Source organism: Flavobacterium sp. (genome assembly GCF_044361015.1).
Classification (GTDB): Bacteria; Bacteroidota; Bacteroidia; order Flavobacteriales; family Flavobacteriaceae; genus Flavobacterium.
Genome location: NZ_JBIKJL010000004.1, coordinates 83,473 through 97,808, shown reverse-complemented (window position 1 = coordinate 97,808; position 14,336 = coordinate 83,473). Strand labels below are relative to the sequence as shown.

Annotated in this window: 10 protein-coding genes; all 10 read right to left on the bottom strand. The window is 34.0% G+C overall.

The window, feature by feature from the left end; all coding sequences use genetic code 11:
- A partial coding sequence (locus ACIQ2Z_RS02865; protein ID WP_396182658.1) for a penicillin acylase family protein occupies window positions 1-2,339 on the bottom strand: 2,339 nt, incomplete at its 3' end.
- A gap of 109 nt (window positions 2,340-2,448) precedes the next feature.
- Window positions 2,449-3,537 (bottom strand): agmatinase family protein, encoded by a 1,089-nt coding sequence (locus ACIQ2Z_RS02860; RefSeq protein ID WP_396182657.1) that lies wholly within the window; start codon window positions 3,535-3,537, stop codon window positions 2,449-2,451.
- Window positions 3,538-3,576: 39 nt separating this feature from the next.
- Window positions 3,577-4,869, bottom strand: coding sequence for a kynureninase (kynU, locus tag ACIQ2Z_RS02855; protein ID WP_396182656.1), 1,293 nt, complete (start codon window positions 4,867-4,869; stop codon window positions 3,577-3,579).
- Between the two features lie 363 nt (window positions 4,870-5,232).
- A complete protein-coding gene (queA, locus tag ACIQ2Z_RS02850) occupies window positions 5,233-6,282 on the bottom strand; it encodes a tRNA preQ1(34) S-adenosylmethionine ribosyltransferase-isomerase QueA (RefSeq protein ID WP_290859743.1) in 1,050 nt (349 codons plus the stop codon).
- A gap of 185 nt (window positions 6,283-6,467) precedes the next feature.
- Window positions 6,468-7,766 (bottom strand): 3-phosphoshikimate 1-carboxyvinyltransferase, encoded by a 1,299-nt coding sequence (aroA, locus tag ACIQ2Z_RS02845; protein WP_396182655.1) that lies wholly within the window; start codon window positions 7,764-7,766, stop codon window positions 6,468-6,470.
- On the bottom strand, window positions 7,766-8,092 hold the full coding sequence (locus ACIQ2Z_RS02840; RefSeq protein WP_396182654.1) for a DMT family transporter: 327 nt from the start codon (window positions 8,090-8,092) through the stop codon (window positions 7,766-7,768). The genes aroA and ACIQ2Z_RS02840 overlap by 1 nt, the downstream gene beginning before the upstream one ends.
- 1 nt (window position 8,093) lies before the next feature.
- Window positions 8,094-8,420 (bottom strand): nucleotide pyrophosphohydrolase, encoded by a 327-nt coding sequence (locus ACIQ2Z_RS02835; protein ID WP_290859737.1) that lies wholly within the window; start codon window positions 8,418-8,420, stop codon window positions 8,094-8,096.
- Entirely contained in the window at window positions 8,420-10,399 is a 1,980-nt protein-coding gene (locus tag ACIQ2Z_RS02830) for a hypothetical protein (protein ID WP_396182653.1), read from the bottom strand. Before ACIQ2Z_RS02830 ends, ACIQ2Z_RS02835 begins: the two co-directional genes overlap by 1 nt.
- Before the next feature lies 1 nt (window position 10,400).
- Entirely contained in the window at window positions 10,401-12,407 is a 2,007-nt protein-coding gene (locus tag ACIQ2Z_RS02825; protein ID WP_396182652.1) for a DUF3857 domain-containing protein, read from the bottom strand.
- Between the two features lie 8 nt (window positions 12,408-12,415).
- The gene (locus ACIQ2Z_RS02820; protein ID WP_396182651.1) at window positions 12,416-14,311 is read right to left on the bottom strand and encodes a DUF3857 domain-containing protein; all 1,896 of its coding nucleotides are present in this window, start codon (window positions 14,309-14,311) and stop codon (window positions 12,416-12,418) included.
- Between the last annotated feature and the right edge of the window lie 25 nt (window positions 14,312-14,336).

Below are 14,336 nucleotides of genomic sequence, written 5' to 3'. Positions count from 1 at the left end.
TTTTTATTCATTTTCATTTTTCGGAATTTGCCTTGGTTGTATAGTTCTGCTTGGTCCTTGTAATGTTCGCTTAATGGATTTCCGGATTGTCCCGTTGGAAGAATACTTACACTGTTTTCAATGTCTGAAAAATCGATGACTCTGCGGGTGGAAGGACCCGCTTTTACTTGATGATTTCCGGCTTCGGTAAACGTAAACATTAAATTATTGATGACTTCATTCGAGCCATTGATTTCAAACGGACCCACATTGAAATAATTTCGTAACGCTGCTACTTCGCCTAAAGGATGTTTGTGTTCCACAGTATGCACTTTGTTCCATGTCCATTCGGAAACTTGATTGCCCAATTTTTTTTCTAAATGCGAAATCGTCTGTTTAAAAGAACGCGTCAAAATTTCACTTCGTGTTTCTTTTTTATCCGAAGTATTTTTGTCATCCCACCAAGGTGAAGCTTCATTAGCTATTTGAAACGCAATCATTTGTTTCATAACATGCGTGTTCAACAAGACAGAAAAACGGTCTTTTCCCAATTCGTCTTCAAAAGTGTTTTGAAGATACTGATACATCAATTGATTGTAAATGGTGGGAGCTATAGCTGCTAATCCATTACTTCCATTCCATTTTTGAAGTTGTGAAATAACTGCTTTTTCGGTTTCCGATAAAACGTTTTGATTGATTCCAGTTAAAATACTTTGCACGATTGAGGGTGCCACCGACGATTGATCATCGTTAATCATGCTCATAAAATCTTCTTTCGTCCAATCGTTTTTAGGCTCGAGTAATTGAACAATTCGTTTCGCTCGATCTTCCGGCAGGTAATAGCCCGGATACAAATAATCATTGATGGGTTCCACTTGATTGTTGGAAGAATAGACATACTTCCAATCCGGATTAATGGCATACGGATTTTCAGAGAAATCATAGTATTCCTTTTGCTCGTCTAAACCATTTGAACCATCCAGAATAAAATTGGCATTCACATTTTCCGGCATTTTATACAATTTTCCGGAAGTTATCCAAGCGATATTTCCTTTGGCATCGCCATACATAATATTCAATCCCGGTGCGGCAATCAATTCGATACTTTGGTGAAAATCTTCTACATTTTTCGAATGGGAAAGTGCATAAACAGCAGCTAAAATCTGATTTTTGTGTTGCAGGTACGTCCACCACATTGCAATGGGTTTGTCTTCCTTCAATCCGTCTACTAAACCGTTCATCAAAGGTCCGTGATGACTTTTTTTAATCTGCACAACTACATCCGCACTGTCTTTTACTTTGATGGTTTTTTCAGAAATTTGATAGTTTTTAAATCCGTCTTTTGTCTGGTATTGATTTTCATTGTCGGGATTATTCGTTTCCAAAAACAAATCCATATCATCATTTTCAAACATTGTTAAACCATAGGCATATTGGCGATTGTGACCTAAAAGTGGAAAAGGTGTTCCTGCCAAATAATAGCCATACATTTCATAATCGGGCGTAACAATATGAGCTTCATACCAAGTGGCCGGTTGCGAAAAACCAATATGCGGATCATTGGCAAACAATACTTTTCCATTTTTGGTTTTTTGTGGACCAACGACCCAACTGTTACTTCCAATAAAAGGCGGAATAGGCGATTGCTCCAACAAGGAAGCCACTGATTTTGAAATTTCGGAATAGGCTTCTGATTTTCCTTTGAAACTTTTGAGTTGTTTGTGAGCCAAAGATCCGTCAATACCAAAATCTTTTAAATAATCCATTCCAAATTCATCGCGAATACCGGTTAACAGAGGATCTGTTTTTTGAGCCATCGCAAAACTAAAAGCCATATATCCAAAAATATTATACACGTCTTTGATGGTGAATTTTTCTTTGGTAACACCTACTAATTGAAACTCGATTGGCGTGGGACCTTCTTCTAAAAACTGATTGATTCCGTCGAGATAGGCTAACGTTAATTGATAACTTTCGCTATTTTTATCCAACGCAGCAATGGCTTTTTCTGAATCTTCATCAATTCCTAAACCAGAGAAGAATTTGTCGTTTTTAAGCATCACCGAACCAAAAAGTTCCGACAATCTTCCGGGAGCAATTCGTCGCATCAATTCCATTTGCCACAACCGGTCTTGAGCGTGTACATAACCTAAAGTGGTCATTGCATCTTTTTGTGAAGCCGCATAAATATGTGGAATTCCGTACTCATCAAAATAAACAGTTGTTTCTTTTTGGATGGAATTTAAAGCTATTTCGCCGTCGTATTTCGGGGTTAGAAAGTAACCATAACTTACAACACCAATGGCTAAAATGACAAAAAGAATAAAAATAACAAGTACAATTTTTTTTAATCTTCGCATTTGAATTTATTTTGATTTAAAGTTACAAAAAACCATTAAGAAATTAAGACTCATTAAGTTTTGATGACTTAAATTCTTAACTGCTTAATGGCTTTCAATTTAAAATGTACTATTTACGTGGAAAGTTGATTTTCTCTCCCACATTCATTTTATTGTTTTTGGCTAAAACGCCACACATGTGAAATAACATTCGAGCACCCACATTGCCGTCCCAATCGTCATTTTCTCCGGGGGCGACTTCAACCAAATCAAATCCGATGATTTCTTTGTCCGTTTCGGCTAAACGACTCAACAAATAAGCGGCTTGCTCAAATGAAAACCCACCCGGAACCGGAGTTCCTGTGTTGGGACAATACCAAGGATACATGCCATCAATATCAAAACTGATACACACTTTATGAGGTAATACAGCAATAATTGCCTCGCATTGTTGTTGCCACGTTTTACCTTCAAACGTTTCTCTTTTTAAATCAGAATCGCTATGAATCACTACTCGTCCGTTTTCTTTTTTTACAATATCGACTTCTTGTTCACAAAAATCGCGAATGCCCACTTGAACAATTTTAGAAATATGTGGAATTTGTAAGGCGTTATACATGATAGAAGCGTGTGAATAAGTAAAACCTTCATACGCAATTCGCAAATCCATGTGAGCATCTAAATGAAGAATACCGAAGTTATCGTGTTTTTCTGCTAAAGCTTGATAATAACCAAGTGGCGTGCTGTGGTCTCCGCCTAAAAGAGCAACTTTCTTTCCGTGTTCTAACCAATACAATGTTTTTTCACGAACGGCTTCCACCATATCGGAGCAGGCATAATTGATTTTATCGAGGTCTTTTTGCAAACCGGGATGATGTTCGATAATCGAACCGCTTTCAAGTGCTTCAATAATTGGGGCTGCTTGTTTTTTATATTTTTTGGAATTCTTTTTAACACCTTTTGGAGATTCGTCTAAAAAGATGCCTAATTTCCACAATTCAGGAAATTCTTGGTGATTTAAATCGACTTGAAAAGAAGCATCTAAGATGGCTTCCGGTCCTTTTGATGCTCCGGAACCATAACTAACGGTTACTTCCCACGGCACAGGTATTACAATTATTTCACTGTCGTCAATGGAAAAAGGTAAGCCAAAAATGGTTGCGTCTGCCAAACCGGGCTGGCTTGGGTCGAAGGTTTTGAGTATTTCTTGTTTAGTCATTTTTATTTAAAGGTACTAAGGTTCTGAGGTACTAAGGTGCTAAGGTTTTGATATACCCTTCTTCAAAATTTGTCCGAATTCATACATGTCTTCAAAAGAGCAGTAGAAAGGTGCCGGTGCTAGGCGGATTACGTTTGGTTCACGCCAATCGGTAATTACCCCGTTTTTCATTAAATACTCGAATAAACTTCTTCTTTGACCGTGGAGATATACCGATAATTGGCAAGCACGTTCTTCTTGGTTTTGAGGCGTAATAATTTCAAATTCGGTTCCATCAATTTCTTTGTCAATTTCGTGAAGGATGAATTCTAAATAGGACGTTAGAAGATTTCTTTTTTTGATTAATTTACTCATTCCCACTTCGGCAAACATCTCTACTGAAGCTAAATAAGGGGCTAGCGAAAGAATTGGCAGGTTACTGATTTGCCAACCGTCGGCACCGTGAACGGGATCGAAATCGGGCTCCATTTTAAAACGACGCTCTTTGTTGTGTCCCCACCATCCTGCAAATCGAGGTAAATCGTTGTCGTGATGGTGTTTTTCGTGAACAAAACTACCCGATGCATTTCCGGGTCCTGAATTCATGTATTTGTAGCTGCACCAGCAGGCGAAATCCACATTCCAGTTGTGTAATTGTAGTTCAACATTTCCGGCAGCATGAGCTAAATCCCAACCAACGTAGGCTCCTGTTTTTTGTGCAGCAGCAGTAATTGTTTTCATATCGAAAACCTGACCGGTATAATAATTTACGCCACCGATTAAAACCAGAGCTAACTCATCACCTACTTCTTCAATTTTAGCTAAAATATCTTCCAAGCGAATGTTATGTTCCCCTTCTCTTCTTTTAATTTCTACAATGATTTCACTCGGATTAATTCCCAAATGTTGTGCATGAAACTGAGCCTGACTTTGGAACATGTATTGATCGGAGGGAAAGGCTTTTTCCTCACAAAGAATTTTATATTTTTTTTGTGTTGGTCGGTAAAAAGAAACCATCATTAAGTGAAGATTCACGGTAAGTGTATTCATTACAGTTATCTCAGAAGGTTTCGCTCCAACTATTCCACTTAAGGGAGCGGCAAAACGTTCGTGGTAGTCCCACCAGGGTTTATCGGCATAAAAGTGACCTTCCACCGCGAGATTTGCCCAATCGTTCATTACTTCATCTACATATGCTTTGGTTCGTTTGGGTTGTAATCCTAGTGAATTTCCGGTAAAGTAAATAACTTTAGTACCATTTACTGTTGGGAAAATAAATTCGTCGCGGTATTTAAAAAGTTCGTCTTGGGCGTCTAATTGTTGTGCAAATTCGCGTGTATTTTGAAAATTCATGCCATAGTTTGTTTGAGTGGTAAAGATACTAATTTTTTGGATTCTGTAAGGTCAAGTCACAACCTCTCCCTTCGCGATTATAGATAAACTATTTTGAAATCAAATTTTGTTTACAGCACTTTTTGCGTTAGGGATTGCAGCGGAAAGCCTACAGCACAAAATGCCAATTTTCTTGGGCACAAAAAGTGACCAAAGGAAGCTCTTTTGTGTCCTTAGAAAATGGCATTTTGGGCGAGGACTTGGATTGAAAAGCCCGTATAACGCCCAAAAAAAATCCCAACCTAACGATTGGGATTTGGAAATTTTTAGCATATAAACTACTGAAATGAATTCGGCACAAGCAAGTTCAGACTGACAATTTCATTAAATAATCAACATCGCATCACCATACGAATAAAATCTGTATTTTTCTTTGATAGCTTCTTCATATGCTTTCTTCATCAAATCATGACCGCAAAAAGCAGAAACCATCATCAATAAGGTTGATTTTGGTGTATGAAAATTAGTAATCATACAATTTGCAATACTGAAATCATAAGGCGGATAGATAAATTTGTTTGTCCATCCTTCAAAAGGATTCATCGTTCTGGCAGAAGAGACAGAACTTTCAATGGCTCGCATAGAAGTTGTTCCAACACAACAAACTCGTTTTTTGTTTGAAATGGCATTGTTTACTACATCACAAGCATTTTGTTTTATAATCAGCTCTTCCGAATCCATTTTGTGTTTAGATAAATCTTCCACTTCCACCGGATTGAATGTTCCAAGACCAACATGTAAAGTTACTTCAGCAAAATCAACTCCTTTTATTTCAAGTCGTTTCATTAAGTGTTTAGAAAAGTGAAGACCTGCAGTTGGTGCTGCAACGGCTCCTTCCACTTTTGCATAAATGGTTTGGTAACGCTCTTCATCTTCAGGTGTTACTTCACGGTTAATGTATTTTGGGATTGGGGTTTCGCCTAATTCCGTTAGTTTATTTCTAAACTCATCATATGAACCATCATAAAGAAAACGTAAAGTTCTTCCTCGAGAAGTTGTATTATCAATTACCTCCGCTACTAATGAATCATCATCACCAAAATACAATTTATTTCCGATTCGTATTTTACGGGCCGGATCAACTAAAACGTCCCAAAGACGTTGTTCTGCATTTAATTCACGTAATAAGAAAACTTCAATTCTTGCCCCGGTTTTTTCTTTATTTCCGTATAAACGAGCTGGAAAAACTTTTGTATTGTTCATAATCATTACATCACCATCATCAAAATAGTCAATGATATCTTTGAAAAGTTTATGCTCAATTGTTTTTTTGGCTCTATTGATAACCATTAATCTTGATTCGTCACGGTTCTCAGCTGGATATTCTGCTAATAATTCTGTAGGAAGATTAAATTGAAAATGAGATAATTTCATTAAAAGTAGATTAAAAGTTTAAAAGTTTAAAAGTTTAAGGGTTATATCCGAAAACATCTAAAATTCAGGTTGCAAATATACACCTGCGAAGTAGGGGTTGTCAAGTGTTTTGATGTTTATTTTTTCAGAAAGGTGCTAAGGTGCTAGGACACTAGGGTTCTAAGTTAAATTTATTCTGAAAAACCCTAAGTTCGTTCTCTTATTTGAAAACCAAATGATTTTAAATCATCCCAAAAGGTAGGATATGATTTTGAAACTACCTCAGCATTTTGAATGGTAATTGGCATTTTAACTGCTAAAGTGGCAAAAGCCATTGCCATTCGGTGGTCTTGGTAGGTAGCCACCCCACCCTGCGGGTACCCCTCTAAAGGGGAATATTCGTTTTCAAATAAATTATGAGCTAAAAGTGTCAAACTATCATTTGTAACTGAAATAGTTGCTCCGAATTTTGAAAGTTCAGTTTTTAAGGCTTCTAAGCGGTCGGTTTCTTTTATTTTTAAGGTATGCAAACCAGTCAAATGACAGCCGATTCCAAGTCCGAAACAAGTTACGGCAATGGTTTGTGCGATGTCGGGGGAGTCATTAAGGTTAAAGTTAATGGGCAATAGGTTATGGGAATTTACTTTTGTAATAATTATTGAATTATCGCTATTGAAAACAGTTTCTACTCCAAAGCTTTTATAAATCTCGACTAAAGCTGTATCTCCTTGAAGGCTATTCATTTTGAAATTTGACAATTGAAGTTTTGATCCAATTTCAGAAAGGGCGACAATTGAATAGAAATAAGAAGCGGAAGACCAATCAGATTCAATTGTTATTGTATGCGTGTTGCGAATTGCGTTCAGAAGTATCGGGAGCGGGTTGACCTTTATAATACTATTCTCAAAAGAAGTTTCAATACCAATTTCGTTTAGCAAAGCTAAAGTCATGCTGATGTAGGGAACGGATGTTAAATCACCTTCAAGTGTTAATTCTAATCCGTTTTCTAATTTGGGTGCTATTAATAATAAAGCTGAAATATACTGGCTACTGACGTTTGCCTGAATTACAACTTTATTTTTTATAATTTTTTTTCCTTTGATTTTGATGGGTGGAAAACCTTCGTTTTCTTCGTAGGTGATTTCTGCTCCCAATTGATTTAAGGCATCCACTAAAATTTTAATTGGTCGTTCTTTCATTCGGGACGAACCGGTTAATACAACTTCTTTACCTTCTTGAATAGCAAAATAGGCGGTCAAAAAACGCATGGCTGTTCCTGCGTGGTGGATATCTATAAGTTGTGGGTTGTGGGTTGTGGGATTTGAAAATTCCAACGCCTTTATCATTACTTTAGAGTCAACTGAATTGGAGGCGTTTTCTAGTTTAATATTTGGATATAATGCTTTCAATAACAACAACCGATTTGTTTCCGACTTGGAACCAGTGATTTGTATTTGAAGGTTGCGGGTTGCGGGTTGTGGGTTGTAGTTTAATTTTATATCCATTATTTAGTGACAACTTTTAATCCTATAATTGAAATGATTAGAGTGCTGATAAAAAATACTCTCCAGAAAGTGGTGGGTTCTTTGAAAACTACTATTCCGACTAATACACTACCAACGGCTCCAATTCCTGTCCAAACGGCGTAAGCAGTTCCGATGGGTAATTCTTTGGTTACTTTTACCAAAAGCACCATACTAATGGTCAGGCAAATTAAAAATCCACCATACCACAACCACATGGCTGTTCCTGAAGTTTCTTTTGCTTTTCCCAGACAAGTGGCAAAAGCTACTTCGAACAAGCCGGCAATAATGAGTAGTATCCAATTCAATTTATTTTAATTTTTCATTATTTTGATGTCTGTCATGATCGCGTTTGGTTTTTAAATCCATTTTTTTATCAAACGCATCTTGCAAATCAACTCCGGTTTGATTAGCCAAACATAATACAACAAAAACTACATCGGCCAATTCTTCCCCTAAATCTTTATTTTTATCACTTTCTTTTTCGGATTGTTCCCCATAGCGGCGGGCAATTATTCGAGCCACCTCACCTACTTCTTCGGTAAGTTGAGCCATGTTGGTTAGTTCGTTAAAATAACGAACACCGTGGTTTTTAATCCAGGTATCGACATCAAGTTGAGCATTTTTGAGGTTCATTATTCGATTTTTTTAAGGATTATCTTTTCTGTATTTTTTTCTGCAACGGTATTAAAAATTTTTTTTATGTCTTGGTATTCTTGCGGGCTGAAAAATATTGAACTTAAATCTAAAGATGTTGCTATTTGAATTTTATTTTTTTCGCTTTGAATAGAAAATTTATAAACTGCTCCGTTATCCGGAGTTGTCATTGTAATTGATTTTGGCAAATATTCAACCTCAAAACCTGTGGGAATAGTAATAATTATGGTAGTTTTGTCACTTTGCGGAAAAATAAAATCGATGGGTAATTTTCTGGTTTCTGCTTTTAGCGGATTGATCGATTTTGTTAAAAATAATAATGGATTAAACAGCATTTTTGAACCAATAAACTCACATGAATTTGCTTCAACAAAAGAAAAACTTTCTACAATAGGTTTGTCAACTGCTTTTTCATTTTCTAATTTATATTCTGAAATCACCAAATCATGATAATCTTCTTGTAACTTTTCAAGATAGGTTTCTTCATTTAAATTTATGAAATCATCACGAAAAGCAAAGGCAGCATAATCTGATTTGGATGTTCTCAATTTCCCTTTAAAATTACCATTCTCATCCAAATTACCTTGAACCATCGTTGTGTTTTTTGAAATTGTTGATGGGTTTAATTGAATTTCTTTTGAGGTACCATTTTGTCGAATCAATCTCCCGGTTCCGTTCAAACAACGAATAGGTAAAATATTAATAGCTGAATTTGCGTCAGTTGCATCTAACAATAATTGCTTTGCATCTATATCAACTGCTGCAACAACATAATTAAATCCATCTCTGTTAGGGAACGGGACAGTACCATTTCTTCTTGTACTTAATAAAACCGGATTAGCATTAAACCCTGCGTGATTAAGCATTGAAATGAGAATGAAATTTATCTCCGCTATATTTCCTGTTCTTTCTTGATATGCCTCTTTTACACCTTTTTTGGGAAAATAACCATAAAAACCATCCCATTTCATTCTCAATTTTACGTATTTTAGAATGCTTTTAATTTTATTTTCATTTGAAAGTGTGTCTGAGACATTTAATTTTAAATCCTTTTCAAAATAGTTTCTTTCATTTAATTCATTTTTAAATTTTTCATTAGCATAAATATTTTTTGCTATATCATCCCAGGTTTCAGAGAATTTTTTAGGTTCGGTTTCCGGAAAAACAATTAATTCTAATTCGTTTTCAAGTTTTGATCGATAGTTTTCAATATTATCTATAAAATATTCATCTTCAAGTTTAGGGACATTTTTTAAAATGTAGTTCTGTTTTCTAATAATATAATTCAAATAATTGGTTTGATTATGTTTATCTGTGAAAGCTTGTGAAAAATGTTCATCCTTAGAAGTATGTTCCACTTCTAAATATCCTCTAAGCATAGTTTTATATTGATAATTTACCGGAATTTCACTTGTGAATTTAGCGTAATTTACGGGAATATAATCTTGAAACTCGAAATCGGGTAATTTTGAAATGTTCTCAGAAATGATTTTATACTTGAATTCAAAAACTGAGCCTACTTTTACGTTTGGCATTGTTATCGTTTTCTTGTTCCAATACTCGTTTATCTTTACCTTTAAATTACCCTCAGATGTAAGTTTAGTTTTTTTAATTTCTCCATTTTCAAGATTATAGGTTACCGCTTCTGAGAAATAAACATTATCGTCGTTTAATTCATTCCAACCTACATAATAAGGCACTTCATAATTAGCCCATTTAAGTCCTTCTTTAGAATAAATTTTAATTTTTATTTCAAATTCTGTTTCGCTAACAAAACCTTTACTTTCTTTATAGTAAAAATAAGTTCTTGCTTTTTTAAACAAAAAAGCAGAAGAAGCAGAAGAATCAAGCGGGTTTTGTTTTTCTAAAAGTTCTGCTTTAGAAACTTTTCCTAGTTCATATTTTTGAGCATTAGAAACAAATGAAAAAAATAAAAACAACATCCAATACTTTTTCATACTATAATTTTTTTAAGACTACTTTCTCTGCCTCTTTATCAACAATTTGCTTAAAAAAATCTTTTACTTCATCATAATAGGTTTGGGCAATGTAAGCAACATTAATTTCATATTGAACAACTAATTGAACTGAAGTATCTGTTTTTTGAATGGTATAACGGTAACTTCCCAAACCTTCCGGCATAGCAATATTTATGGGTGAAGGAATACTTTCGATCATATAACCTTCAGGAATATTGACTGTGAATGTACTTCTCGATTTTACAGGAAACACAAAATCAATAGGATATTCTCGTGTTTCTGACTTAAACGGATTGGTGATCGTAGCCAGAAAAAACATGGGTGAAAAAACAATTGTATTTCCAATTTTATCGGCCGCATTAGCCATTTCAAAATCATAAGTTTCAGAAACCGGTTGATATAATTCTTTATCGTTTGTCACTTCATGATTTGAAACATCAAATCCATTGTATTTATTTTCAAGTTTTTCAAGATAATTTTCTTTGTTCACATTTACATATTTTTCACGAAATTGTTTTGCTAAATAGGAAGTTAATTGAGCTCTTCGCTTTCCGGAAATTTTAGTATCTTCTTTTATAGAAATACTAACGATACAATTTTCTTGTGATACAATTTTTGGAAAAAGAGAAACTTCTTCATATTCTCCTGATTTTTTTATTAAACGACCTGTCCAATTGATGGCTCTTTCGGGAAGTATATTTACTGTTGAAAATTTATCAGTAGCATCTAATAAGTACAAATTACCATTTAATTCAACCCCGGCGATAACATAATTAAATCCTTCTCGGGTTGGAAATAAAGGTATGCCGTGACTTTTGGTGCTTACTAATACCGGATTTGCAGTAAACCCGGCATAGTTGAGCATGTTAATTAAATTCAAATTAATATCAGCTACATTTCCAACTCCTGTTTTATAGGCTTCTTTTACTCCATCTCGGGAATAGATACTATAAAATTCATTCCATTTAATTTTGCTTTTACAAAACTCTAGAATTATTGCCAATTTTTCATTTTGGTCAGTTATCGAACCAATAACTTTATTTAAATCTTCTTCAAAATAGTTTTTCTTTTTCAATTCACCACCAAAATTATCACTTAGAAAAATTGAATTTACAACGTCATTCCATGTTTGAGAGTAACTTTTATAAGGTTCACCGGGAAATTGTCTCCCTAAAATTTCCATATTAAAAGAAGCTCTATAATTATTAATATTATCCACATAAGGTTCAGCTTTCATTGATGGAATATTCGATTTTTTTACACTATATACATTGTTTGTATAGGTAAATTTATCTGAAACTGCTTTTGATTGTCTTCCAGAACCTTCTGATCTTTCAAAACTGACTGATGTTACCGTTTCCTGTTCAGATGATTTTTTTAAATCAAGCTGATAATATCCTTTAACATTTGGTTTAAAAGTATAATATTGAGGAATTGAAATTTTAATTTCTAATTCTTTTACCGGTATTTCATATTGACATCCTATTTCATCCATACTTTGATTGAAAGGTGAGGATATTTCATATTTAAATTCTACTATAGAACCTGGTTTAATGTTAGGCATTGTGAATTTTAACTCTGTTAAAAAATTATTGATTTTATTTTCAAATACTTGTTCTTTTTTTAACTTGGTTTCAACGATTTTACCACCTTCAACATTATAAGTTGTACCATCTACACGTGATGCAGTTTCCCTTGTGTTTCCGTTATTATAAAACCTATCTTCATGAGTAGCATATTCAAACCCTTCTTGGCTGTAGATTTTAATTCTATACCAAATTTCTCTAATTTGAATAAACCCTTTGTTTTCATCATAAGTGTACCGTACCGAATGTTTTTTATATAAAATTGTTGCTGTTGCATCTGATTCTAACGGATGTTTTGATTGCTCAAGTTCTTCTTTTGATACTTTACCAAATTTGAGTTCCTGTGCAAAATTCATTGTTTGAAAAACAACTAGAAATACTACTAAAATTACTGTTTTCATGCGTTTTGTTATTTAAAGATTAAGGATGCTTTACTATTATCTAATTTATTTATCTCTGTCATAAAATCTCTGTAAAGCAAATAATCCTCTTTAGAATAGTCACCTTCATTGATTTGTATTTTTCTGCTGTATTGCATTATATTATTTTTCATGGTTACTTTAGCCTCATAAGAACCAAATTTATTTTGAATTAGAACCGGTTCCGGCAAAGCTTCAATTGTAAAACCATCCGGAATTTCAATTTCTATTTCGTCCGAATCAACATAACCTCTTAAAATTTTAAGCGGCTGTTTTCTGCTTCTTGTTTTATCAGGAATAGAGACATCTCTACTAAAAACATTTAATGGGATGAGATAACGATTCCCTAAAACAGAAGTATATTTTTCAATTTCTAAATCGAATTGTTCTTCCCATGTTGATTTATCTTGGCTTCTTTGAGTTGAGTAAGATTTTATTTTTAAGGAATTATAATAATCCCAAACTTTTCTATAATATTCTTCTTGCTCTCTAGGTGTTTTTGATTCTAAATGTGTTCTAAAATCTATTTGTGAACCTTGAAAAGACCTATTCATGTTGACTTGAAGCGTGCCTGAAATATCTAATTTACCTTTTGCTTTAGTTATTTGTTGGTTGTCTTTCGTCAAATATTTTTTTGTAGTCACGATTTGACCTCCTTCCGGGGTTACTATCAACACTTTTCTGTCTTCGTTTGATCTTCCAATGTAGCCTAAAGCATTTTTTTGACTAGTACATTCTACCCAAATATTATCTTTCGCCGGAATACATAAAATCATATGATTCCCTTGAATAATTGGAAAGTCTTCATCAAAATTATATTTATAAATATCGTTTTGAATAACAGTGTGATAGGATGTAACTCCAACTGCTTTTAACAATGAATATGTATAATTAGTAAGTGCTTTACAATCCCCATACCCAAGACGGTCAACATCTTTAGCTAACATAGGTTGCCAACCTCCAATTCCTAATTGAATAGAAACATATCTTGTTTTATCTTGCACATATTGATAAACAATACTAGCCTTTTCCTCATCTGTAGCCGCATTTGCGGTAAGTTGTTTGATTTTTGTGACTGTTTCAGGAGATAATTCGGTTTGTGATTTATACAGTTTTTCATAAAACCATTCGCCTAATTCTTTCCAAGTAGAAGCTGTTCCTTCATAACCTTTCAGGGAAAAATGATTCAAAGCGAAAAATACTTTTGGAAAATATTCATCAGGCGATAAACCATAAGGCTCCCTTTTTTGAGCCAGCAAATTGGAAAGTGTATATTTTATTGAATTTGATGTTTCTGCTTTTTGAATTGTATAACCTTCAAAATTCTTTTCAGATTTTCTAAAACCTACCGATGGGTCATAAATCACTTCCATACTGGCGTTTTCAACACTTACTAAATAATCGTCAAATGGTGTCCAGCGAGGTAAAAAAGCAGTATCTGATGTTTCATAGGAATAAGTAAAGTGTAACAAATAAGGATACGTTGTGGCGGTATAATCAGCATATTTTATTCTACCATCTTGTTGTAATGAAAATCCATCTTGAGAAGCAACATCTTTAAAATCTGATTTTTTTATTTTTTTTATTTCATTCCCCATCATATTATACACTTTTACTTCGAGTGTATTGATATTTCTTTCGTTATTATAATAAATATAAGATGCTGCCGCTTCATCCCCATTTTCATTCAGAACAATAATTTTTTTAGAAACCTGATAAACCATTTTTTTAGAGTTTATAATTTCTAATTTTTCTTTTGATTCTTTGACTATAGCATTTGCATTTTCTGACAATTCTTTCGAAATCAGAAAGTCTGTAATAGCTTGTGAAAATATATTTGAATAGGCGAATAGCAGAAAAAAAATAATTCCGGTTTTAAATTTCATGATAAAAATAGATAGATTAGGCCAA